The following is a 23,442-nucleotide window of genomic DNA, read 5'->3' on the forward strand; positions in this document are numbered from 1 at the left end:
TTACGGGTGATTTCCCAATGCCGTAATCGTACTGCGGCGGGCACAGCAGCTCAGTGGGGCAGCTTTTCGCGCAAGGCGCTGTAGGTCCAGGTGCCGGCCAGCGCCGCCAGAATCATCACCGCTGCCGCGCCCACGCCACTGCCCAGCTGCGCAAACAACGGGCCGGGGCAGGCCCCGGTGATGGCCCAGCCGAGGCCGAAAATGAAGCCGCCAATCCAGACGCCGTGGTTGTATTGCTTGTCGACAATGGCAATGGGCTCGCCATCGATGGTCCGCAGGCGGTTGCGCTTGATAAGCTGAATGGAAATCAGGCCCACCGCAATGGCCGAGCCGATAACCCCGTACATGTGGAAAGCCTGGAAACGGAACATTTCCTGAATCCGGAACCAGCTGATGACTTCGCTTTTGGTCAGGATAATGCCGAACAGGGTGCCCAGCACCAGGTATTTGAAGTATTTCACCGGGTCAGATTAAAATAATAACGGATACACCAGCCAGGTCATCACCAGGCCGCCGGCAAAAAAGCCGATGGTGGCTACCAGCGACACCCATTGCAGGTTCGACAGGCCCGAAATGGCGTGCCCCGAGGTGCAGCCGCCGGCGTAGCGCGTGCCGAAGCCGACCAGAAAGCCGCCAAGCACCAGAAAAAACCACCCTTTCCAGTTGGCCAGGTTCTCGAGGGCGAAGAGCTCGCGCGGGAGCAGGCCGCTGAAGTCGGTGAGGTGCATTTGGGCTTTCAGGTCGCGCACCGTTTCGGCCGAGATGCCGACGACGGCCGGGTGGCCCAGCACCCGGTAGCCGATGAACCCGCCCAGCGCCACGCCCAGCACAAACACCAGGTTCCAGGCTTCGGCCCGCCAGTTGTAGGTTAGAAACGGGATGCCGGCCGGCAGGCACGCCGCGCACACATGGCGCAGCGAGCTGCTGATGCCCAGCGCCTTGTTGCCCACAAGCAGCAGCGCGGGCACGGTCAGTCCAATCAGGGGGCCCGCCACGTACCAGGGCCAGGGCTTTTGCAGGAGTTCAAGCATGACGATAGATTCGGGATTCCGGAAGTTAATTAATGGTAGTGAGCGGGTCCCATTCCAGCAGTGCACGTAGGTGGGCTTGGTGGGGTGCAGTTGCGCAATGCGCTGCTCAACGTTGGAGTCGGGCGCGATGACCTCGCTTTGCGTGACGTTTTACAAGGAAACACTACGCGCTTAGTGCGCCGTCACGGCTGGCTGAAAGGACTTCACCGCTTCGCTCAAATCCAGTACCTCAGTGCCGGGCAGGGCCGTGGCCACAATGCTGCTGCCGGCCGCCGAGCGGTAGCCGCCCGCGCAATGCACCACCACCGGTTTATCAGTCGGAATCTCGCCGGCGCGCTCACGGAGCTCCGGTAGCGGAATGCTGAGTGAGCCATCAAAAATGGGCTCGTCGCGGTATTCCACGGGGTTGCGAATGTCCACAATGGTGTAGTTGCCCGGGTGCAGGCGGAACTGGTGCACGTCCAGCGCCGGCATGGTGGCCTCGGTGGCGGGCGTGCCCACTAGTGCGCCCTTAATTAGCGGCTCGTAGCCAATTTTAGCCGTTTTCCGAATCAGGTCTTCCAGCGTGGCCTCGTCGGCCGCGATGAGGTAGAACGACTCTTCGGGGCCCACAATGGAGCCCAGCCAGGTTTCGAACTTGCCGCCCTGCTGGATGTTGATGGCTCCTGCTGCGTGGCCTTTTTTGAATTCGGCTTCGGGCCGGGCATCTACCACCAGGGCATCGGCTTCCAGCGCGGCGCCGGGGGCCAGGCGCTGCACCTGCTGCACGCTGGGCGCGTAGGCGGGCGCGCCGGCCTTGTTCAGGGCCACGTCGTGGCCGAAGTATTTGGGGATGAACGGCTGGTCGGCCAATAGCTCGTGCACGAAATCCGCCTCGCTCATGGGACGCAACATGGGGTTGCCGACTTTCTCGGCCCCGATGGTGCTGCTGTTGGCCCCGCTCAAGGCCTTGCCGCAGAGACTGCCCGCGCCGTGGGCTGGGTACACCAGCACGTCGTCGGCCAGGGCCATCAGCTTCTCGCGGGTGCTGTGGTACAGCTGGGCCGCCAGCTCCTCGCGCTTGGCCTGGATGTTGCCGGCCTTTTCGCGCAGGTCGGGCCGACCCACGTCGCCGATAAACAGCGTGTCGCCGGTGAATACGGCCACGTCCTTGCCCGCGCGGCTGAGCACGATGCTGATGGAATCGGGCGAGTGGCCGGGCGTATTCAAGGCACGGAAGGTGAGCTTGCCCACGGTGAAGGCATCGCCCTCGTCAAACGCCTGGTGCTTGTAATCAGCCCCCAGTAGCTGGCTCACGCGGATGACAGCCCCGGTGGCTTGGGCAATTTCCAAGTGGCTGCTCACAAAATCGGCGTGCGGATGGGTTTCGATAACGCTCACGATTTTGGCGTCATTTGCCTTGGCGTAGTCGTCGTAGGGCTGTGGGTTGCGGGCGGGGTCGATGAGGACGATTTCGCGGGCGCACTCGCTCAGAATGGCGTAGGAGAAGTGGGCCAGGCCCTTGTCTTCAAACTGTTCGATTTTCATGGGAAGCGACGGAAAAAGGTGAAAGAACGGGGTGAGAAAGCGGGGACGGGAAATTAACCGTGGTGAAACAGCAGCTCTTTGGCCAGAATAAAGGAGCCCATGGCCAGGGTGAACCAGCCGAAAGCGGGCTTCAGCTTGGCCCCCGGAATGAAGCGCGCCAGGTAGGTGCCCAGCACGATGCCGCCCAGCGCAAAGGCCAGAAAACCAAGTAAAAAGGTCCAGGCTATGGGCGTGCCCGCGCTGAGGTCGCCGCTGAAGCCGATGAGCGAGTTCAGGGCAATGATGGCCAGCGAGGTGCCCACGGCCAGTTTCATGGGCAGGCGCGCGCCCAGCACCAGCGCCGGAATGATGAGGAAGCCGCCACCTGCGCCCACAAAGCCCGTGAGCGTGCCCACCACCAGGCCAATGGTGAGAATGAGCGGGTAGTTGAACGCGTGCGGAAAATGCAGCTCTTCGTCCAGCACCTCTTCGGCCTGCTTGCTGCGAATCATCGAGGTGGCGGCCGCCACCATCAGCACGGCAAACGCCACCAGCACCAGCAAATCTTTGGTAAAAACGATGCGGCCCGCCGTGAACAGCACGTGCGGAATGGCGGGCATCAGCACCTTGCGCACGGCAAACACCGCCAGCAGCGACGGCATGAGAAACACCACCGCCGTGCGCAGCGAAACCAGCCCCTTTCGGAAGTAGCCCGAGGCCCCCACCACCGATGTGCTGCCCACCACAAACAGCGAATACGCTGTGCTCAGCACCGGGCTCACGCCCATCAAATACACCAGCACGGGCACCGTGAGGATGGAGCCGCCCCCGCCCATGATGCCCAGCGAAAGGCCAATGAAAATGGCGGCGAAGTAGCCGAAGTAGTGCAGCATAGCGGGTGGGAAGGGGACGTATGAAGTTATGATGGGTTGTTCATGTATTGCACCAAAAAAAGCCGGGTGCCCTTACAGAAAGGTGCACGCCGCCAGGCACTGAATCACGTCGATGACTTCGCGCATTTTCAGGGCGTAGTAAATGTTTTTACCGTCGCGGGTGCTGCTCAGAATGCCCTTAAGCTTCATGCCCGTGAGGTGGTGGGAGAGGAGGCTTTGCTCCACGTTCAACCGCTCGCTGATGTCAGACACCGACAGGCTGTCGTTGGCCGCCAGCAGCTGCACGATGGCGATGCGCGTGGGGTGGGCCGTGGTTTTGAGGATGAAGGCCACTTTCTCCATTTTCTCAACGGATAGGCCCATGTCGACGGAGGGAGCGGTGGTTGCGGTCATAACTGATACAAACTTATGAACATTTGTTCATGCATACAAATGTAATGGCTATATTTGTTCCAGCAAGCTCATTTTTTGCTGCCGCGCCCGGCCGCCTCGCAGCCTTTCCTAACACTCCGCTGTTTCTCCAACCATGAACCGCAAGACCCTCACTTCCTGGCTGCCGCTGGCCCTGTTGGCCCTTGTACTGCTCACGCCGCTGCGCCCCATTGTGCTGGGGGGCTTGCAGCGCGGCCTGCTGGCCACCGGCCTCTGGAACGCCGCTGCACCTGCCACGCCCGCCGCCGAAATACCGGTGGTGCTCACCAGCAGCGCGCCATACCCCCACAACCTGCCCATGGCCACGCTCGACGGCAAGCCCGTGAACCTGCGTGACCTGCAAGGCAAGGTGGTATTTGTGAACCTGTGGGCCAGCTGGTGCCCGCCCTGCCGCGCCGAAATGCCGGGCATCGAAGCCCTATATAAGAAAGTTGACCACTCGAAAATCGCCTTCGTGATGCTCTCCCTCGACGACGACGCGGCCAAGGCCCGGAAGTTTGTGCAAAGCCATGGCTACACTTTTCCGGTGTACCTGCGTACCGGCAACCTGCCCGCGCCTTTCGATTCTAATTCCATCCCGTCCACCGTCATCCTGGGTCCCAACGGGCAGGTGGCGGCCCGCCACGATGGGATGGCCGAATACGACACCCCGGAATTCAAAGCCTCGCTGGAGCAGTTGGCGAAATCAGTTCGGTAAGCCTTCTGCCGCTAACAGGCAGGCGTTTGCGTTTCTACTCATTTAGAGCAGTTTCGGGGTCGCTGCATAATAGCGCGAACTGTGTAGTTCGCGTCGCCACGCCGTTTGACCTTCTTTAACGGAGCAGGTACGCGAACCACAAAGTTCGCGCTACTACTGCCGCTGCTTCGGACTGTATACTGATACCGAAACCGCTCTAGGGCACCCAAAGCGCGTAGATGAGGTAGCAAACAATGCCGCCAACTATGGCCACCAATACGCCTTTGACCCGTTTGTTCTTGAGAAAAAAGAGCATAGCCAGGCCGCTTATCGACACCAGAACCAAGAAAACGGCCGAAATATCAATCATCCAGCTCCAGCCGGTGCCACTGTCGCGGCCTTTGTGCAGGTCGTTCAGCACGGCCACCAGGCCCAGCCGAAGCTCGGTTAGCTTGAAGGTGCCGTCCTGACGATTGATAAACGCATCGGCGCTGTAGCCGGGCCCTTTGAAGGAAACCGAGCACTGGTCGTCCTCCATCAGAAAGTCGCTCACCGAGCCCCGAACGCCGTACTTGGCGCGAAGCAGCTCAACGATTTCCAGCTTCTTTATTTTGGCGGTGTCCGGGGCGTTGAGCCAGGCGGCGGGCATGGTGCCGGTGCGCTTGCTCTCGGCCTGCTGCCCGTCGAACCAGTCGGCGTGGTTCAGGGTGAGGCCCGTGACCGAAAAGAACAGCACCACGAAAAAGCTCAGCATCGACAAGTAGAGGTGCAGCCAGCGGGAGAAGGCCGCCGTGCGCTTCTTCCATACCTGTTTCTGCTTGCCGGGTGTGCCTGATGCGGATGCTTTGGGTGCCGCGGGGTTACTTGTCATCGGTCTTTTTGCGGTAGTCCACGGCGGCCGAGGCTACTTCGGTGTTTGCGGGCAGGTCGAAATGCAGCGGCTGTTTTTTGACGTTGATTTCCTGCTTCATCAGCTGGTGCGTGCCGTGCTCGCGGGCCACTTCAATGCACACCGTGTAGGCGCCCTGACTCACCAGATTGCCCTTGTCGTCTTTGCCGTCCCATTTCAGCGTGTATTCGCCCGGCGACCGGGTGGCGCTGGTGGTTGAGCTGATGCTGCTGTTGGCGGCCGAAAACTGGTCGTAGTACGTTGCGTACCAGAAACGCATCTCATCCAGCCACCGGGGCTTGTTGTACCACAGGGCAATCTGCCGCACCGGCTGTTTTTTGGCATCCACTACCCACACGGCCACGAAGGGCCGATGCACCCGCATGCCTTCCACGGTGGCCAGCTCCAGGTTGATGGCTACTTCGTAGGCGGCATCCCAGGGCTTGTCTTTGGTGGTGGTGGCCGGCTTTGTGGCGATGGGTGTTGCGGCAGGAAGTTCGAGGCTTTTCCAGCCGGCGCTTTCAATTTGCTGGCCGTCGGCGGTAATGAGCATGTACTCGGCCCCTGGTACGGCCGCTACCAGCGCCTGGCCTTCGGCGGGGGGCAGCACGTTGAGGGCGGTGGCCAAGGCGCCGGCGTCGGCGGCTTGGTCGGCAACCACGGTGGCACTGATGACGCCATTGGCCGGCCGGCCCGTGCGCGGGTCAATGATGTGCGAATACCACTGGCCGCCAATCATTTCGCCGCGTCGGTAGTTGCCGCTGGTGGCAATGGTTTTGTCGCTGATTTGCAGCTGTGCCACCGGCAGGTCGTTTTCGGCATCGGCCTTCGGGTTGCTCACCCGGATTTGCTCGGCGTGTGCCCCGCGCACCAGAATGTCGCCGCCGATATTAACTACTAGGCCGCTCACGCCGGGCGTGGCCAGAGCGGCCCCGGCAGCCTTGTTCATGATGTAGCTTTTGGCAAAGGAGTTAAGCATCAGCGGGGCGTCGCTGGTGCGCTGGGCGGTGTGGTTTTGTGCATTCAGCACGTAGTGCTGCTGGTGCACGGCGGCCACCGCCGCAGCCAGTTGCGCGGCCGACGGCTGGCGGTTTTGCTTGGCAGCCTCTCGCCACAGCTTGCTCATCGTTTCGGCCGAGGCATCCAGGGCGCCGTCGCTTTTCACCCGCCATTGCTCAAACAGGGCCAGCACTTCGTACAGCTCCGGCGACACGGCCACCGGCGCTTTGCCACCGCGCAGCCAGCGGCTGAATTCGCTGCTCGCATCGTAGCCGCTCAGGATTTTATTCAGGCGGTCTACTTCCCGTAGCGCGGCGGCTTCGGCCTGGGCGGCCTGGGGCTCGGCGTCGGCGGCTATTTTGATTTCGAAAGAAGTACCCAGCACATTTTCATAGTCGGAAACGTAGAGTTTCGCCGCCTTGCGGGGCAAAAAGGCCAGGCTGCTGAGCACCGTGAGTAGCAGGAGCAGGAAAGCTATTCGATTGGGAAATGCACGCATCGTGTCAGGCAAAAATTCGAATTAATGATGAGTCGAGGCTGCCCCGCGTTGCCGTGGACTTGCCTATACGCTTGTTGTGGGGAATGCCGCAAAAGCAGGAACGGTTCATTTCGCCGCCCGATAGGCCCAGGCACCATCTACCAACGTGCCGATAATGGCCGAGGGGTCGGCAGTATAAACGATGGCGGAAAGCAGGTGCTGAGTGCCGGCCTGCGCCAGCAGCGGCTGGTCGAGGTCGTACACCACGGCATCGAGGGGTTGGCCGAGGGCGAAGTAGTCGGTGACCGGGCGTCCACCGGCTTGCTGCCCCGCAAAAAAGGTCTGATTGACGAGCGTGGCCGCGCCATCGGCAAAAATATTGCGCCGGCAATGAATCAGCCGCTGGCCGTAATCTAGCCAACGCAAGTCCTCCAAGGGGTTCAGGCTAATGTGGCTGTCGGTGCCAAGGGACCAGTGGCCCCCGGCGGCGGCAAAGTCTACCAGCGGGAAAATGCCGTCGCCCAGGTTGCCCTCGGTGCCGGGGCACAGCACAACCTGCGCGCCCGATTGAGCCAGGCGGGCGGTTTCGGTGGGCGTCATGTGGGTGCAGTGTACGAGATGAAACCGCTCGCTAAGCGGCAGGTTATCCAACAGCCACTCAACCGGGCGGGCGCCCAGGTGGGCCTGGCAGCGTTCCACTTCCAGGGTTTGCTCGGCGGCATGCAGGTGAAAGGGCAAGTCCCGCGGGCCCTGCGCGTGGGTAGCCAGTACGTCGGCCGCCTCCACGGCCCGCAACGAATGCACGCCAAAGCCCAGGCGGGCGCGTTCGTAGTGGGCCACCGCTTGGTGGCTGCTGGCCAGGAGCTGCAGGTAGTCATCGAGGGTGCGCGAGATAAACCGCCGCTGCCGGAGCTGGGGCTCGCGGCCGAAATCGCCTTTCTGGTAGAACACCGGCACCAAGGTGATTTTGATGCCGGCGGTGCGGGCCGCGGCTATCAGGCGCTCGCCCATTTCGGCGAGGTTGTCGTAGGGCTGGCCGGTAGGGGTGTGGTGCAGGTAATGAAACTCGACCACGGCCGTGTAGCCATTGCGCAGCAGGTGCCGGTAGAGAGTGGTAGCCACCTGCTCGGTTTGCTCGGGACTGAAGGTTTCGGCGCAGGCGTACATGGCCTCCCGCCAGCTCCAGAAATCGTCGCGGGTGCCCACGGCGTGCTGCTCGGCCTGGCCCGCCATGCCGTACTGGAACGCGTGCGAATGCGCGTTTTGAAAGCCCGGCAGCGCGGCGCCTTTCACCGTCTGCACGGCCGCGTTGGGCTCGGCTGGCGGTTCCTGCGACAGGTATTCAATAACACCCTGCGCATTGACGCCGACGTAGGCAGGACTGAGCCAGCCGTCTTGGAGGAGCAGGGAAGTGAAGGCGAAGTAGTGCATGGAGAGAGCCGGCGCGGAACTGCTGGTATGGATTAGGAAAGTGGTTAGGCGGGGTGCAGAACGCGGCCCAGCGCCAGCAGCGTTTGGCGCAAAACGGCCCGGATTTGCTCGGCCCGCTGCGGCGCGTATTCCGGTTCGGCGTCGTCCATGTACACGTCTTTCGACATTTCCAGTTGGAGCGCGTGCTGCCGGGCGTCGGGCCGGCCAAAGTGCCGGGTAATAAAACCGCCCTTGAAAGGCGTGTTGTGGCTCAGGGAATAGGAGCCGCTGCCGAGCTCGTGCAATGCCCGTTCAATAAGGGCCGGTGCGGCCGACATCTGGTCGGCACTGCCCAGGATTAAATCGGGGAACGCGCCTTTGTGAATGGCCGGCACCCGGCGCCGGATGGAGTGGCAGTCCCAGAGCAGCACGCTGCCGAACCGGGCCTTGGTATCATCTAGCAATTCTTGCAGGGCTTGGTGGTAAGGCGTGAAGTAGAGTGCTTTGCGCCGGGCTATTTCCTCGTTGGTTATCGCCGTGCGCTCATCCGCATAAATTGGCTCGCCCAGGAAGGTGGTGGTGGTGCAGAGCCCGGTGAGTACGCGCCCGTCGGTGTAGAGCGGGCTGCTGTCGGGGTTGCGGTTCAAATCGACCACCCAGCGGCTGTAATTGGCCCGCAGGATGGGAATTCCCAACTCGGTGGCAAAGTCGTACAGCTGGTGCACCCACCAGTCGGTATCGTCGGGCGGCAGCAGGTCCGGCTTCAGCTCGGCCCGGATGTCGTCGGGAAAGTAGGTGCCCGCGTGCGGTACGCTGATAACGACGGGCAATTGCTGGGGAACGGCTGAGGTAATCTCAAAGAGCTTCATGCATACGGGCAGGGTGCGCGGGGACCTGGGCAACGAACGAGCCAGGAGCGAAAACCCTCGTCCGGCCGACCTGTCCGCGAAAGGGCACGCACCCATCAGCGGGCTAAGATAGCGCGGTTAGCAGGTCAAGGCGAAGGAGCGCAAGGAAGTCAGCGCAGCTCGGCGGTAGGGCGTGGCGTTGTTTGTTGCAAATATTCAGGCAAAACGGCGCCCGGCAGTTGTATCTTCCTGTCGCGTTGCCGAAGCGCCCTCATTCCGTTCCTGATTTTATGCAGCCTGCCTTCCCCGCTCTCCCCGTTGTCGATTACCTGCAATGCCAGTACCGGCCCGACTTGCAGGTGTTGGTGGGCCGGTGGCTGCGCCAGCCCACCGACGAGGAACTGCGGGCCGGTTATTTCCGACTACTGGAGCAGGCCGAAGCCGTAGGGGCGCGGCTCTGGCTGATTGATACCCGCCGCCGCGATAACGCCACCAAGCAAAGCACGCCCTGGATGATGGAGCACTTCATGCCCCTGCTGCCCCAGCGCCTGCATGGCCCGGTTTTTCTGGCCTACCTCTTCATGCCCACCCACCTCTACGAAATCGAGCAGGACCAGACGGTGCCCCCGCTCACCTACTTCGACGGCCGGGCCTACCACGTGCAGCGCTTCACCGAAGAGCACACGGCCATGGAATGGCTCCGGGTCTGCCGCACGCGGGAAGCCGATGGCCCCGCGCCCGCGCTACTTTAGCGTTGTGCTGCGGTTGTTGAGGCGGACCACCTGCCCGGCCCGCTTGCCGCTGCGCCGGATGCGCGCGGTGGGGTCCAGGGCCAGCACCACGCGGGGCAGCGTGCAGTCGTCGAGCGATACCTCCTGCGGAATGTAGCCGGCGGCACCCACCGTCAGGACCTGGCCCTGGTACACCGTTTGGGTGAGCTGAAATTTCCCTTCCGAATCGGTGACGTACACTTCGTGCGTTCCCTTAACAAGCAGCGTGGCGCCGACCAGGGGCTCGCCGTTGGGCTCGAATATCCGGCCGATGAGGGGCGCGCAGGCCAAACGCATGGGCCGCTCAGCGGGGCTGGCCGTGGGCCGTGCCGACAGCGCTAGCTGCTCCTGCGTGCTGCTGGACGGCGGCGGAAGGGTGCTTGCGCTTTGGGCCGCCGCGGTTCGGGCACTGCCTACCGTAGTGGCCACCGCAACTGCAAGGAAGAATAAAGGACGCATAAGGAAATGACTGACGATGGCGGAGGGAGAATGTGAAGATACCGCTTAATAATTAAATTTTACGCCAAAACCGTCTTTTTTTGTTAATTTATTGGATTTCAAACCGGCCTAAGCCGATACGGTCGCAACGCATAGCCACGTTAGGCAGTTGGCGCTATTTTTTTCTGCACCAATCTGCCGGTTTCATGGCCGGTTCACGCGCCTGCTAGTAAGTTGGTGTTTTATTTCTTTTTCATGATGACATTCTTCAACGGTTTTCGTGTGCGCTTAGCACCCATTTTAGGTGGATTGGGGTTGCTGCTGGCGGCGGGTGCCGGCCGGGCACAGGGCCTGGTGGCGTTTCCGGGGGCCGAGGGCGCGGGGCGGTTCACCACGGGCGGCCGGGGCACGGCCGCCGTGTCCACCACGGTGCTGGAAGTCACCAACCTGCTCGACGACAACAAGCCCGGCTGCCTGCGCTACGCCGTGCAGCTGAACGCGGCCAAGGCTCCGGCGCGCACCATTGTGTTTCGGGTGTCGGGCACCATTCACCTGCTGTCGCCGCTTTCCATCAACAAGCCCAACACCACCATTGCGGGCCAAACGGCGCCCGGCGAAGGCATTTGCCTGGCCGATTACCCCGTGACGGTGCACGCCGATAACGTGATTGTGCGCTTCATGCGCTTCCGGATGGGCGACAAAAACCAGAACGGCGGCTTCGTGGACGGCGCGGGCGGCGACGACGCCTTTGGCGGCACGCGCAACAACCACCTCATTGTGGACCATTGCTCGATGAGCTGGAGTACTGACGAGGTGCTGTCGGTGTACGAGGGCGACAGCACCACGCTGCAATGGAACCTCATTGCCGAGCCGCTGAACTACTCCTACCACTACGAAAAGGGCGATACCGACTACGAGCGGCACGGGTTCGGCGGCATTTGGGGCGGGCAGCACTCCTCGTTCCACCACAACCTGTTTGCGCACTGCAAAAACCGTACGCCGCGCTTCAATGGCAGCCGCTACACCCACCCGGCAGGCTTTGAGAATTGCGATTTCAGCAACAACGTCATCTACAACTGGGGCGAAAACAACGTGTACGCCGGCGAAGGCGGCAACTACAACATCGTCAACAACTACTACAAGCCCGGCCCCAGCACCAGCCCGCGCGTGAAGGCCCAGGTGCTCAACCCCTACAAGATTGACAAGGAAAAAGGGCGCCTGCCCTACGGCAAGTTCTACCTGACCGGCAACTACGTGGTGGGCGCGCCGGCCGTCACGGCCCACAACTGGAGCGGCGTGGTGATGAACGGCGGCACGGCCGCCGACACGGCGCTCTCGAAAGTTACCAAGCCGTTCGGGCTGGGGCCGGTGGCGCTGCAGGCCGCGCCGGCGGCTTACGAGGCGGTGTTGCAGAGTGTCGGCGCCATTCGGCCGGTGCGCGACACGCTGGACCAGCGCATTGTGCGGGAGGTGCGCTCCGGCACGGGCACCGTCATCGACGTGCAGGGGCACTACCCCCATGGCACGCCCTACAGCGTATCGCAAAAAGCCTGGCCGGTGCTCAAATCGGCCCCGGCCCCGGCCGATGCCGACCACGACGGCATGCCCGACGCCTGGGAAAAAGCCCACGGCCTGAACCCGGCCAGCGCTGCCGACCGCGCTCTGCAGGCCCCCAACGGCTACACCAACCTCGAAAATTACCTGAACAGCCTCGTGCCGGTGGCTATGGCTCCCGCGAAAACGCCCGCGGCCCCCGCAAGCAAAGCAGGCGTTCCGCTGAAAAAACCGGTGATGCCCACGAAAAAATAAGCGCCGCTACATGGGCAGTATGGCCAGCTCGCAGAAAACAAGGCAGTTGCCAAAAGGGTCAAAGACTTCCATTTCCAGTACCCGGTTGTTCCAGTAAGCGGGTTTCAAGACGGGGCGGGTGGGGTAGTTTTTGCCTAGCAGCTGGCGATGGTAGGACGGCAGGCCGTACACTTCGGCCCGGGCTTTGGCGCCGGGGCTACTCTGGCCCTGGTAGTCGGTGAGGTGCAGTACGATTTCGCCCCGCGACACTTGCAGGTACACGGGCCCCTGCTTCTGCTTGTCCTCCCAGTCCACGCTAAAACCCAGCCAGCCAATGTAAAAATCAAGGGCTTGTGAGTAATCAGAGATGCTGAAAACCGGAGTCACCATGTAAGTGGTCAGAAACATACGGAGGCTGGAGCGGCGAAATTCCGAGTATAATGCTGTTAAATCACGGTAAGGTAAAGAAAATTGCCGAGTTATTGGCATTCCGGTCGAGTTATTGTGAAGCTGGTTAGAGAATCGATTCCGCCCGGTCCGACGCCCTAGGCGTCCGACCGGGCGGAATTAATTGGCACTGACCATTAACCTGACGCCGCGCTGTGGCTACTGCGCCGCCGCGTGTGGACCCATGCCGGACCGCTGGCCGCAAGCCGGGGAGCGGCTACCTTTAGGGAATGCTTTCTTTTGCTGAATACGACCAGCTCGATGGACTGGAAATGGCGGCGCTGGTACGTGGTGGCCAGCTCACGGCAGCTGAGCTGTGCGCCGCCGCCATTGCCCGCGCCGAGGCCGTGAACCCGCGCATCAATGCCATTATTCTTCCGCTTTACGAGCCTGCCCGGCAGCGGGCGGCGGCCGGACTGCCGGCTGGCCCGTTGGGCGGCGTGCCGTTTTTGCTCAAAGATTTTGGGGCGCAGTACGCGGGCGTGCCGCACACTTCGGGCAGCCGGGCCCTGCGCGGTTTCGTGCCGAAGGAAGACGCCGAGCTGGTGCGCCGCTGGCAGGCTGCCGGCCTCAACATGCTGGGCAAAACCAACACCCCCGAATTTGCCCTCATGGGCGTGACCGAGCCGGCGCTGTACGGCCCCGCCCGCAACCCCTGGAACCTGGCGCACACGCCCGGCGGCAGCAGCGGCGGGGCGGCGGCGGCCGTGGCGGCGGGCATTGTGCCCGTAGCGGGCGCGGGCGACGGCGGCGGCTCTATCCGAATTCCAGCGGCGTGTTGTGGGCTGTTTGGGCTGAAGCCGAGCCGGGGCCGGGTGCCCACCGGGCCCGAGCAGGGCGAGAAGTGGCAGGGCGCGGCTGTGGAGCACGTCCTCAGCCGCTCGGTGCGCGACAGCGCCGCGCTGCTCGATGCCACTGGCGGGCCCGACGCGGGGGCGCCCTACTTCTTACCCAACCCCGCCCGGCCCTATCTCGAAGAAGTCAGCCGGGAGCCCGGCCGGCTGCGCATTGGCTTCAGCCTGGGCCACCCGCTGGGTAGTGCGCTGCACCCGGACTGCGCCACGGCCGTGCGGGAAGCCGCAAAGCTGCTTGAAAGCCTGGGGCATGAGGTGGAAGAAGTGCCGCTGCCTTTTGATGGCCGGGCCGTGGCCTCGGCATTTCTGATGCTGTACTTTGGCGAAACCGGGGCCAACATTGCCGCCCTGGCCAAGCACCTGGGCCGCCCCGCCCGGCCGGCCGATGTGGAGCCCACCACCTGGCTGCTGGGCCTGTTGGGCCGCACCTACACCGCCGCCGACTTCGCCGCCGCCCGCCACACCTGGAACGACAGCGCCCGCCGCATGGGCCGCTTCCACCAAACCTACGACCTGCTCCTGACGCCTACGCTGGCCACGCCGCCCGTGCGCATTGGCGAGCTGCAGCCCAAGCCGCTGGAGCAAAAGCTGCTCAAGCTGGTGAACACCTTCGGGCTGGGCGGCCTCATTCGCCGCTCCGGCATCGTGGAGAAGCTGGCCGAGCAAAACCTGGAACGCACGCCCTACACGCAGGTGGCCAACCTCACGGGCCAGCCCGCCATGTCGGTGCCCCTGCACTGGACGGCCGAGGGGCTGCCCTGCGGCGTGCAGTTCATTGCCAAGCTGGGCGCGGAAGACGTGCTGTTCCGGCTGGCCGGGCAGTTGGAACAGGCCCGGCCGTGGTTTGCGAAGCGGCCGAATTTGTAGCGCGAACATTGTAGTTCGCGTCCCTGACCGAGGGCGAACGATTTTAATGGCGCGGGGACGTGAACTACAAAGTTCGCGCTACTCCTGCTGCTTCACCACGCTGATGCTGCCGTCGCGTTCAAGGCGCACGGTTTGGGCTTGCTCCACGGAGGCCAGGTTGGCGTTTTCGCGCAGGCCTTCGAGCAGGTCATCGTCGGTGAGGTTGTTGCGCCGCAGGTTTTCGCGGTTGAGCTGGCCATTATCGGCCAGCACCACGCCCTCGCCCTTCACCAGCCGCCCAACGAGCGGGCTGTGAAACGCACCCCACGCCAGCAGCCGGTGCAGCCCCACCAGCACAAAGCCCGCCAACATAGTGCCCCAAAACGGCGAGGCCGCCACCACGGCGCGGCTCATCACGGCACCCAGCATGATTTTCACAATCATATCAAAAGCCGTGTTGGCGCCAAATGTGCGCTTGCCCGATACGCGCAGCAGCGCCAGCACAGCAAAAAATACCAGCACCGAGCGAACCGTCATTTGCAGCGCCGTGATGGTGTGCGAGTCAGCATGCGGTCCAAATAGGGTGTCCCAAAAGCTTTCCATGGTGTGCAACGGTTAAGATTGGGCGCGGCGTAACAGCTTGTGCGCCCGCTCGGGGCCCACGCGGTGCAGTACGGTCAGGGTTTGGCCTTTGACCTCGTTGTAGGAGATAAAAAAGTGCTCGATTTCGTGCAGCGTGTCGCTGGGCAGGTCGTTGAGGGTGTGAATGCTTTTGTGCTCCCGCGAGTCGGCCGCCACGGCCAGCAGGCGGTCGTTGCGCACGGTGCGGCCGTCCTTTTCTTCCTGCGCAATTTCGAGGGCCCCAATGAGGCGGGCTTCCACCACGCAGCCCGAAAATGTGGGCGCGTCCAACAATAGCAGCACGTCGAGCGGGTCGCCATCCTCCGCTTTAGTGGATGGTATAAAGCCGAAATCGTAAGGAAAACTGTGGCCTTCGGGCAGCACGCCCTTCAGCTTGAAGGCCTGCAAGTCGGCATCAAAAGCAACCTTGTTGCGGCCACCTTTGGGCGTTTCAACCACCACATGCACGCGCTTGCGCGAGTGGGGCACGCGGGACGGCAGGTCAAGCAAAGAAGTCGTCGTCATAGCAGGGAAGCACGAATGGGTCCCGATTATGACGAACGATGTTGCGGCAATGTTACTACGGCGCAGCTTGGGCAGGAGGAAAAGTCTCCGGATAACTACTAGGCCGTCATGCTTCGCTGCGCGCTGCATGACCTTCCTACCTTCTCACTTAAGCAACTCAGCGAGCAAAGTCCGCTACTCCTTCATCACGCGCTGGGTTTGCTCGAATTTGGTGCCGCGCACTTTGAGCAGGTAGATGCCGGGGGCCAGGAAAGTGGTGTAGCGGTTGAGCTGGCTTTGCAGCATGGCGGCCGAGCCGCGCAGCGACAGCAGCCGGCCGCCCTGGGGCAGTGAGAAATCGAGCGAAAGCTGGCCGGCGCTGGCCGGAATCTTGTCCAGCGTAAACCGCTGCGGGCCGGCGGCGGGGTTAGGATACACAAACAGACGGTTGGAGCTCGTCTCGGTCCAGGCGTTGCTGATGCCGGAAAAGTTTACCCCAATGAGCACCGGGTCGTGGTCGGAGCAGCGGAAGGGGCTGCTGGTGTCGGTGGCATCGCCGGCTACGTCGTACTCCAGAAAATACGGCTCAAACGAATTGATGTGCCACTTCTGCACGTCCAGGAATCCAATTAAATTCGGCGTTACCACGGCGTGGTCGAGCGAGCCGGTGAGGCCCTTAAACACATAAGACGCGCTAATGGGCGGCGTGGCCGGCACCAGCCCGGCCGCCCGCAGCATGTCGATGGGGTCTTCCTCGTAGTTGGCGTTGTAGTCGCCGGCGCTCACCACTTTGGTCGCCCCGGCCGGCATCACGGTTTTGGTGATGAACTGCACCAGCGCCTTGGCCTGCTGCCGGCGGCGGTTGTTGGAGCCGCCCTGGCCATCGTTCAGGTCGGCATCAGGCCCGGTACCGCTGCCTTTCGATTTGAAGTGGTTGACGATGAAGGCCAGCGTGTCGGGGCGGGCCTGGCGCTTGATGATGAAGAGCTGGGCCAGCGGCGGGCGCTCAAATACGCCCGTGGTCGTGGCCACCAGGGCCGGCCCCAGCGGCGTCACCGCCTTTGGCTTGTAAATGATGGCGCAGTGAATAACGTCGGTGTTGTTGGGCTGCTGGGTGGCGCCGCCGTCGTTCACGAAGGTGTAGGTATTGGCCCCCATCACCTCGTTCAGACCATTCACCAGGTCCTGAATTGCCGAGGCCGGGCCGGTGCCGTCGTTCTCAATTTCGGTGAGGCCCACCACGTCGGCGTTCATCTCGGAGAGGGCGGCCAGGATTTTGCTGCGCTGCCGGGCAAAGTCGGTGGGCGTTTTGGCCCCGCGGGCCGTGGGGAAGCCGCCGCCCGCGCCGTCGCCGTTGAAGTAATTGAGCACGTTGAAGCTGGCCAGCTTCACATCGAGCGGCCCGAAGCTGGGCACCGTGGGGCGGGTGGTGCGCAGCTTGGGCGCATCGGCGCCGGGCAGGGGCTGCAGGCGCCACTTGCCGTAGCCAAAGCCCATGATGCCGCGCAGGTTGGCCACGGTGCTGCCCACCCGCACGGTGTGCAGCGTGGCGTCGAGGTAGGGCACGGGCTTGGGGTTAGAGGCCAAGCTGCCGTCATCCAGCAGCAGGGTTTTGGCTTCGTTGGCGGCCTGGTAGGCTTTCACGGCGGCCAGGTTGCTGGTGCCGGTGCTGCTGATGCCGGTGGCGGGGTTGTCGTTGGGGTCGATGAATTGGGTGGGCTGGTAGGCCAGGCCGGCGGTGGAAAGCGTGAGCTCGCCGCGCGATTTCAGGTTGTACATATCGGTCACCGTGAGCGTGGCCGAAAACTGCACCAGCATGCCCTCGTACCGCTCCAGCGCCGCCGCCGAAAACGTGGCATTGGTAAGCACGGCCGCCGCCGGCAGCGCGTGGCCGCCTTCCGTCACCGACACCGACGCGTCCGTCATCACGGCCTGCCCAAAGGAGGGGGCGCCGGGGGCTTCGCTCACCGTGCCGCTCACGCGCACCTTGGCGCCCACGGCCACCGTGGCGTTGGGGTACACCACAAACAGGGCATCGGAAGTGGCAGGGTTACCGTCGGCGTCGGCCGCCTCGTTTTGCACGTAGAAGCCGGCCGGACTCAGGTTGGGGTAAGTAGCCGTCACCACGGCATCGATGATGTAGGCGCCCGCCGTGGCCGTTTCGCCCGTGCCCTGAATGGTGCCGATGGGCGTGATGGTTTGGGCGACGGCCGGCGTCGTGGCCAGGGCCAGCAGGAAGGGGTATAGCTTTTTCACAGAAGCTGAGGAGTAAGAAGGTGCGAAGACAAGGTGGGCTGTCAGTCCAAGAAGCCGTTAGCCCGTCATGCAGAGCGCAGCGAAGCATCTCGCTTGTAGTAGTAACTGAATGGATTGGTTTACTACTGCACGCAAGATGCTCCGCTACGCTCTGCATGACGGGCTAACAAATTACGTTTTATTACGGGCATTGACCAACCCTCAGCCCACCTTGCTGCCTTTGTCGAACAGCTCATTGAGCACGCCGGCCAGCCGGATGCCGGCCTTCAGAATCCGCTCTTCCATGGTGGGGCCGAAGGTGGGGTAGAAGTGCCAGTCGAACTTGGGGTTGGCCGCGGCGGCCGCGTAGATTGGCCCGCAGAGCTGGTACGACTCGAAGGCCCAAGTGCGCATGTCGTCCTTCTGCCATTGCTTGATTTGGGCGGGCGTGGCGTGGTCGTAGGCCGCCGCCATCTCCGTGAAGCTAAAGCCGGGGTATTCCACCAGCGCATAGTCCCACACGCTGTGCAGGTTGGTTTCTTCCTTGCTGCGCCAGGTCACTTTGATGTCGTTGCCGCCCTTGTCCTCGCCGTGGCCCACGTGCAGGGGCTGGTGAATATCGCCCACCAGATGAATGAGGAACTTGAGGGCCACGCGCTTTTCGTCGGTGGTTTTGGCGGGGTCTTTCAGGTCTTTGCGGGCTTGCAGCAGGGCGCCGTAGGCATTGGCCGCAGGCGCGTCGCCGTTGAGCTGGGCCACAAAACCCGCAAAATCGAGCCCGGACGCCACGTTGAGGTAGTGCCAGGGCGCCGTGTAGCTGTACTGCGGGTCGGAGCGCACCTCATCGGGCCAGATGCTGGCCAGCGGCATGGTTTCGGGGCCCAGCAGGCTGGCCACTTCGTGGCGGGTGTGGGCGGTGAGGTGGTTCTCGGCGATGCGCGCCACGGCACGGTGGCCCACTACGCCCCAGGCCAGCAGGCTAAACGGGGCACAAGACAGGGCCAGCAGCACAACAAGATTTCGAAACATACACAAGAAAGGACGAGATGCAGTAAACATGCCCTGCTTTTGACTAGCAGGACCACAAAGCTACTCCCCGGCGCCGGCAAATAGGCGTAGTTGTGTTGTGGCCTAATTTTCCATAATGACCATTGAGCAGTGAAGGAACAAACGGTCATGCTGAGCGCAGCCGAAGCATCTCTCCCGCTTCTTCAGCGTTGTTCAACGAAGCGGGAGAGATGCTTCGGCTGCGCTCAGCATGACGTTCTTTTGCACCCTGCACCCTGCACCCTGCCTATGTACACCAACCCCATCATTGACGACAATTTCCCGGACCCTACGCTCATTCGGGCCGCCGATGGCTGGTACTATGCCTACGGCACGCAAACCAAGCGGCAGGGCGTCATCATCAACCTGCAGGTAGCGCGTTCGCAAAACCTGGTAGAATGGGAATACCTGGGCGAAGGCCTGCCCGAAAAGCCCCAATGGGCCCGCCTGAGCCAGAAAATATGGGCCCCGCACGTGAGCGAGCACGGCGGGCGCTACTACCTCTACTACTCGGCCCGGCCCGACGGGGCCGACTCCCTCGGCCTGGCCGTGGCAGTGGCCGAAGCTCCCGCCGGCCCTTTCGTCGACAGCGGCCAGCCCCTGCTGCCCGGCACCGGTTTCACCTGCATCGACCCCATGGCGTTCGACGACCCCGCTACCGGGCAGCGGCTGCTGTATTGGGGCTCGGGCTTTGGCCCCATCTGGGTACGCGAGCTGGCCGAAGACCGGCTCGGCTTCCGGCCAGGCAGCGTGGCGCGGGCGCTGGTGCACCCCAGCGCATCGCACGACGCTGCCGACTACCACCGCCTCATCGAAGCGGCCTGGGTGCACCACCGGGACGGGTGGTACTACCTGTTTATGTCGGGCGATAACTGCTGCGGGCCGCACGCGCACTACGCCGTGCTGGTGGCCCGCGCCCGCCACGCCACCGGCCCCTTCGAAACCTACGCCGAAGCCACCGCCAACCCCCACGCCGCCCTGCTCGCCGCCAATGCCCACTGGCACGCGCCCGGCCACAACTGCGTGGTGACCGACGCCGCCGGCCAGGACTGGCTGGCCTGCCACGCCATCGACCCGCGCCAGCCCACCTTCGATGCCATCGATGATTCGGAAGGCTACTCGCGCCGCGTGCTCATCCTCGAGCGCCTCACCTACCTTGACGGTTGGCCCGTGGTAGCCGCCGATGCCCCCACCAGGCAACCCCAGCCCGCACCGGTAGGCTAGTAGTCCCAACTTTTACACCTGCGCTTCACTAAACCCACGGTATATTTCGCAGTCTGTACCGTGCTGGGGCACAAAGCAGGTAGCGTCTCGTGAGGGCTTATGCGAAATACTTTCTACCGGAATTATGTTGGTTGCTGGATGAGGCTGTTGCTTGGTGAATTGCAGCAGGTAGGACTTTGGGCAGGGTTGCTGATGGGGCCGTTGGCTGTGCAGGGCCAGCCAACGACCTCTGCTGATTCGGCCAGGGCGCATGCGCCGGATGACGGGCCCTGCCCGGCTGCCCCAGCGCCCCGCCGCGTGGGCTTTGTGCTGTCGCTCGACAACCGCGAATCCTTCGTGCAGTCATCGGCCGTGCGCATCATTGGCCTCAACGCGGGCGTGGTGCTGCCCGGCCGGCGCTGGCGTCTGGGAATGGGCGGCTACACCCTCAGCCGCAACTACGCCGACCTTTACGTGTACCAGTACAAGAACGGCAAACGCACCAAGAAAGTCGTCGATACCCTCACGCCTCATCTCAGCCTCACTTATTTCACCCCCAACGTCAGCTACGTCCTGTTTCAGCGTTCCTGGCTGGAGGTGAGTGTGCCGTTGGAGGCCGGGCTGGGCCGCAGCCATTACTACGAAACTGACCAGAATGGCACGGCCCACAACGATAGCCGCGGCTGGTTTGTGCCCGTCGAGGCGGGCTTGGCTGTGCTCGTCAAGCCCCTGCGCTGGGTAGGGGTGAGCGGCAGCGCGGGCTACCGAAAGTCGGTGCTCGAAATCGATTACAAAGAAGATTTCGACGGGCCCTATTTCAGCTACCGGCTCAATGTGTTCGTGGGCGTTATCTGGCGCGACTGGCGCCAGCACCGGTTGCGCCACCAGCAGGCGCGCGAGGTGGGAGAAACCGGTAGCCGGCACAATCCAACGGAATGATAAGCCGCTAAGAAGCTGTTTGAGTTAGCTAAAAATTCAATGAAATGGTCATGCAGAGCGCAGCGAAGCATCTTCACCGCACTAGTAATCAGGTTTACTATTGCGGTAAAGATGCTTCGCTGCGCTCTGCATGACCGTTCTTATCAATTCAAACAGCCGCTAAAGCAGTTCAATCAGCACGTCCTGCTGCGCTTGTCGAAGCATCTCTACTGCGCAAATAATCAGATTCACTACTGCACGCGGGATGCTTCGACAAGATTAGCAGGACGTCTTTCTTTTACAGGACGGCCCCGTTTTATTTGCTTGCCTCTGCACGCCCACTCGTTTGCTGGCAGCTAGTTTTCCGTATCTTCGACGGCACCTGTTTTTCTTGCTTTTCTATGCCGCTTGCATTGCCTTCGCTTCGGAGTATCGGTTGTTGGGTTGGGTTGGCGTTGGGCTTCTGCCTGGCCGTGCCGCATTCGGCGCAGGGGCAGGCGCCCGAGCTGCACTGTCTGATGCAGCCGCTGGAGCCCGCTGTGCGGGCCCGGCAGGCTACTTTGGTGGTCGAAGCCGAAGTGCTCGACACGCAAGGCTTCTGGGATGCCCGTCACGGCCGGCTGTTCACCCGGCATCGGCTGCGGGTGTTTTCCCTGCTAAAAGGCCAGGTGGCCGATACCACCGCCCTCGCACTCATCACCGAAGGCGGCCGGCTCGGCCTCGACCAGCAAATTCTCACCAACACCCTGCGGCTTGTGCCGGGCCAGCAGGGCGTTTTCTTTCTGACGCGGGCTCCTTGGCCCGGCCTCCCCGCCACTGCGGGACGGGCGTACACGCCCTTCGGCAGCGAGCAGGGTTTCATCGAATACAACCTGGCCGAGCGCACGGCGGCCGAACCGTTCCGAACCTATCCGGCAATTGATGCCGGTTTTTATCAGGGCATCGCGCAGCTCACCGGCCAGCCGCAGCAGCAACTCCTTCCCAATCCGGCCCTGGCGGCGCCGGCCAGCCGCACGGCGCGGCGGGGCACGCTGGCTCCCACCATTGCCGGCTTTGCGCCCACCAGCCTGCCGGCCGGCACCGACGCCGTGCTCACCATCACGGGCGACGGCTTTGGCAGCAGCCGGGGCAGCGGCTTTGTTGAGTTTAAAAACGCCGACGACGGCGGCGCCACCCGCGTAAAAGCCCGCGACGCCGACTACCTGACCTGGACCACTACCCGCATCCAAGTGCGCGTGCCCACGACGGCTAGCGGCGGCAGCCCCGTCAGCAACGGCCACCCGGCCGGCTCCGGCCTGCTGCGCATCACCACTTCCGACCAGCTGGTGGTCGAAAGCGCTACGCCCGTCACGGTCGTTTATGCCCTTACCACCGTCGAAAGCACCGACGGCAAGTACCTGCAGCGCCCCAACCACGTGGCGCTCAACACCACGGGCGGCATCACCTTTCGCTTCGGCCCCAACTTCTCGGCCAGCCCGGCGGCGGCCTGGCAGCGCGCCCTGGCCACCTGGCGCTGCAACACCGGCATGAACTGGGACACGGGCACCACCAACGCCGCCAACACCATTGCCGACGATGGCCAAAGCGTGGTAGCCTTCGACAATGGTTCTGAGTTGCCGGCGCAGGTGCTGGGCCGCACCACCAGCTACTACAGCGGTTGCTTCGCCCCCAGCGGCGAAGTCGTGTTCTGGGTGAAGGAAATCGACATGCAGTTCGACGACGCGACCGTGTGGCAGTTTGGACCGGCGCTGGCGTTGGCATCCCTCGGGCAGATAGATTTTGAATCGGTGGCCGTGCACGAGCTGGGCCACGCCCAGCAGCTCAGCCACCTCATTTTGCCCGGCGCGGTGATGCACTACGCCGTGGCCCGTGGCCAGAATACGCGCGCCCTTAATGCCATCAGCGACGTGGCCGGCGGGCGGCAGGTGCTGCGGGGGCGCAGCTTCAAAAACCTGGGCTGCGGCGGCCCCGCCCTGCTGCCCGCCCCGCTCACTGGGTTCAATGCCCAGTACACAGCCGCTGGGGGTGTCACGCTGGCCTGGACCACGCGCGACGAATGCTTCCTCAACGGCTTCGTGGTAGAGCGTAGCCTGAGCGGCGACACCACCGCCTGGATGCAGGTGGGCACCGCCGTTCCGCGCCCGCCCGCCAGCCAATACCAGTTTGTGGATTTGCAGCCGCCCGGCGGCCTGCACTACTACCGCCTGCGCCTACAGCGTCCCGGTGGCTCGCTGGACAACGTGGCCCCCGCCGTGCTCAGCACCAACGCGACCGATGTATCCATTTTCCCCAATCCCGTGGCCGGCGACCTGCTGCGGCTGCAATACCCCCTTGCCACCGAAACCACGGTCATCTTTCGCATATACAATGGGATGGGGCAGCGGGTCCGGGCTCAGGCGGTTATCGTGCCCATCGGGCTCAACGTACTCAGCCTGAATATTGCCGGCCTGGGGCCGGGCTTCTACGTGTTGCAATGGCAGGATGCGCAGGGTCAGTTTCAGAGCAGGAAGTTCATCCGGCTCTAGCACCGTCCTAGAGCGGATTTCAGGATAGTTTACGGATTTGGACGTACCTTCTGCCGATGAAAGCTTATTCGTTTGATTTGCGCG

Annotated in this window: 22 protein-coding genes; 7 read left to right on the forward strand and 15 right to left on the reverse strand. The window is 62.9% G+C overall.

Annotation, left to right across the window (positions count from 1 at the left end; genetic code table 11):
* Nucleotides 1–50: 50 nt before the first annotated feature.
* The 5 genes from JKL48_RS17100 to JKL48_RS17120 form a co-directional block, all read right to left on the reverse strand.
* On the reverse strand, nucleotides 51–461 hold the full coding sequence (locus JKL48_RS17100) for a DUF6691 family protein (protein WP_201985148.1): 411 nt from the start codon (nucleotides 459–461) through the stop codon (nucleotides 51–53).
* Nucleotides 462–470: 9 nt separating this feature from the next.
* Nucleotides 471–1,037: a YeeE/YedE family protein gene (locus JKL48_RS17105; protein ID WP_201985235.1), complete on the reverse strand. Its 567-nt coding sequence runs from the start codon at nucleotides 1,035–1,037 to the stop codon at nucleotides 471–473.
* 165 nt (nucleotides 1,038–1,202) lie between these two features.
* Complete coding sequence (locus JKL48_RS17110; RefSeq protein WP_201985150.1) at nucleotides 1,203–2,558, reverse strand: MBL fold metallo-hydrolase; 1,356 nt, start codon at nucleotides 2,556–2,558, stop codon at nucleotides 1,203–1,205.
* Between the two features lie 53 nt (nucleotides 2,559–2,611).
* Nucleotides 2,612–3,430 carry a sulfite exporter TauE/SafE family protein gene (locus tag JKL48_RS17115; RefSeq protein ID WP_201985152.1) on the reverse strand — a complete coding sequence of 273 codons (819 nt, stop codon included), beginning with the start codon at nucleotides 3,428–3,430 and terminating at the stop codon, nucleotides 2,612–2,614.
* 72 nt (nucleotides 3,431–3,502) lie between these two features.
* Nucleotides 3,503–3,823 (reverse strand): ArsR/SmtB family transcription factor, encoded by a 321-nt coding sequence (locus JKL48_RS17120; RefSeq protein WP_236668875.1) that lies wholly within the window; start codon nucleotides 3,821–3,823, stop codon nucleotides 3,503–3,505.
* A gap of 133 nt (nucleotides 3,824–3,956) precedes the next feature.
* On the opposite strand from JKL48_RS17120, the gene JKL48_RS17125 reads away from it, so the two are divergent.
* Complete coding sequence (locus JKL48_RS17125; RefSeq protein WP_201985159.1) at nucleotides 3,957–4,559, forward strand: TlpA family protein disulfide reductase; 603 nt, start codon at nucleotides 3,957–3,959, stop codon at nucleotides 4,557–4,559.
* 196 nt (nucleotides 4,560–4,755) lie between these two features.
* On the opposite strand, the gene JKL48_RS17130 is transcribed toward JKL48_RS17125, so the two are convergent.
* From JKL48_RS17130 to JKL48_RS17145, 4 genes are all read right to left on the reverse strand, one after another.
* Nucleotides 4,756–5,409 (reverse strand): PepSY-associated TM helix domain-containing protein, encoded by a 654-nt coding sequence (locus JKL48_RS17130; protein WP_201985161.1) that lies wholly within the window; start codon nucleotides 5,407–5,409, stop codon nucleotides 4,756–4,758.
* On the reverse strand, nucleotides 5,399–6,925 hold the full coding sequence (locus tag JKL48_RS17135; RefSeq protein ID WP_201985163.1) for a DUF2271 domain-containing protein: 1,527 nt from the start codon (nucleotides 6,923–6,925) through the stop codon (nucleotides 5,399–5,401). The genes JKL48_RS17130 and JKL48_RS17135 overlap by 11 nt, the downstream gene beginning before the upstream one ends.
* A gap of 105 nt (nucleotides 6,926–7,030) precedes the next feature.
* Nucleotides 7,031–8,335, reverse strand: coding sequence for a formimidoylglutamate deiminase (hutF, locus tag JKL48_RS17140; RefSeq protein WP_201985166.1), 1,305 nt, complete (start codon nucleotides 8,333–8,335; stop codon nucleotides 7,031–7,033).
* A 44-nt stretch (nucleotides 8,336–8,379) separates the two neighbouring features.
* Entirely contained in the window at nucleotides 8,380–9,183 is an 804-nt protein-coding gene (locus tag JKL48_RS17145) for an N-formylglutamate amidohydrolase (RefSeq protein ID WP_201985168.1), read from the reverse strand.
* A gap of 269 nt (nucleotides 9,184–9,452) precedes the next feature.
* Here JKL48_RS17145 and JKL48_RS17150 point away from each other — a divergent pair, with 269 nt between their 5' ends.
* On the forward strand, nucleotides 9,453–9,914 hold the full coding sequence (locus JKL48_RS17150; protein WP_201985169.1) for a hypothetical protein: 462 nt from the start codon (nucleotides 9,453–9,455) through the stop codon (nucleotides 9,912–9,914).
* Here the strand turns inward: JKL48_RS17150 and JKL48_RS17155 are convergent.
* Complete coding sequence (locus JKL48_RS17155) at nucleotides 9,906–10,391, reverse strand: carboxypeptidase-like regulatory domain-containing protein (protein ID WP_201985174.1); 486 nt, start codon at nucleotides 10,389–10,391, stop codon at nucleotides 9,906–9,908. The two genes, JKL48_RS17150 and JKL48_RS17155, sit on opposite strands and share 9 nt — an antisense overlap.
* A 234-nt stretch (nucleotides 10,392–10,625) precedes the next feature.
* Between JKL48_RS17155 and JKL48_RS17160 the strand changes: the two genes are divergently transcribed.
* Nucleotides 10,626–12,179, forward strand: a complete 1,554-nt coding sequence (locus tag JKL48_RS17160; RefSeq protein WP_201985176.1) for a pectate lyase family protein — start codon at nucleotides 10,626–10,628, stop codon at nucleotides 12,177–12,179.
* A 6-nt stretch (nucleotides 12,180–12,185) separates the two neighbouring features.
* Here the strand turns inward: JKL48_RS17160 and JKL48_RS17165 are convergent, their stop codons facing one another.
* Entirely contained in the window at nucleotides 12,186–12,548 is a 363-nt protein-coding gene (locus JKL48_RS17165; RefSeq protein ID WP_201985178.1) for a glyoxalase superfamily protein, read from the reverse strand.
* A gap of 287 nt (nucleotides 12,549–12,835) precedes the next feature.
* On the opposite strand from JKL48_RS17165, the gene JKL48_RS17170 reads away from it, so the two are divergent.
* A complete protein-coding gene (locus JKL48_RS17170) occupies nucleotides 12,836–14,326 on the forward strand; it encodes an amidase (RefSeq protein WP_201985180.1) in 1,491 nt (496 codons plus the stop codon).
* 78 nt (nucleotides 14,327–14,404) lie between these two features.
* Here JKL48_RS17170 and JKL48_RS17175 read toward each other — a convergent pair whose 3' ends face one another.
* The 4 genes from JKL48_RS17175 to JKL48_RS17190 form a co-directional block, all read right to left on the reverse strand.
* Nucleotides 14,405–14,908, reverse strand: a complete 504-nt coding sequence (locus JKL48_RS17175; RefSeq protein WP_201985182.1) for a DUF421 domain-containing protein — start codon at nucleotides 14,906–14,908, stop codon at nucleotides 14,405–14,407.
* A gap of 12 nt (nucleotides 14,909–14,920) precedes the next feature.
* Nucleotides 14,921–15,451 carry an inorganic diphosphatase gene (locus tag JKL48_RS17180; protein ID WP_201985185.1) on the reverse strand — a complete coding sequence of 177 codons (531 nt, stop codon included), beginning with the start codon at nucleotides 15,449–15,451 and terminating at the stop codon, nucleotides 14,921–14,923.
* A 174-nt stretch (nucleotides 15,452–15,625) separates the two neighbouring features.
* Nucleotides 15,626–17,686 carry an ExeM/NucH family extracellular endonuclease gene (locus JKL48_RS17185; RefSeq protein WP_201985200.1) on the reverse strand — a complete coding sequence of 687 codons (2,061 nt, stop codon included), beginning with the start codon at nucleotides 17,684–17,686 and terminating at the stop codon, nucleotides 15,626–15,628.
* A 201-nt stretch (nucleotides 17,687–17,887) separates the two neighbouring features.
* The gene (locus JKL48_RS17190) at nucleotides 17,888–18,694 is read right to left on the reverse strand and encodes a S1/P1 nuclease (protein ID WP_201985209.1); all 807 of its coding nucleotides are present in this window, start codon (nucleotides 18,692–18,694) and stop codon (nucleotides 17,888–17,890) included.
* A gap of 267 nt (nucleotides 18,695–18,961) precedes the next feature.
* On the opposite strand from JKL48_RS17190, the gene JKL48_RS17195 reads away from it, so the two are divergent.
* From JKL48_RS17195 to JKL48_RS17205, 3 genes are all read left to right on the forward strand, one after another.
* On the forward strand, nucleotides 18,962–19,936 hold the full coding sequence (locus tag JKL48_RS17195) for a glycoside hydrolase family 43 protein (RefSeq protein WP_201985217.1): 975 nt from the start codon (nucleotides 18,962–18,964) through the stop codon (nucleotides 19,934–19,936).
* Nucleotides 19,937–20,074: 138 nt separating this feature from the next.
* On the forward strand, nucleotides 20,075–20,854 hold the full coding sequence (locus tag JKL48_RS17200; RefSeq protein ID WP_201985219.1) for a hypothetical protein: 780 nt from the start codon (nucleotides 20,075–20,077) through the stop codon (nucleotides 20,852–20,854).
* A gap of 428 nt (nucleotides 20,855–21,282) precedes the next feature.
* Nucleotides 21,283–23,358 carry a T9SS type A sorting domain-containing protein gene (locus JKL48_RS17205; RefSeq protein ID WP_201985224.1) on the forward strand — a complete coding sequence of 692 codons (2,076 nt, stop codon included), beginning with the start codon at nucleotides 21,283–21,285 and terminating at the stop codon, nucleotides 23,356–23,358.
* Nucleotides 23,359–23,442 lie beyond the last annotated feature (84 nt).

Source organism: Hymenobacter rubidus (assembly GCF_016734815.1).
GTDB lineage: Bacteria > Bacteroidota > Bacteroidia > Cytophagales > Hymenobacteraceae > Hymenobacter > Hymenobacter rubidus.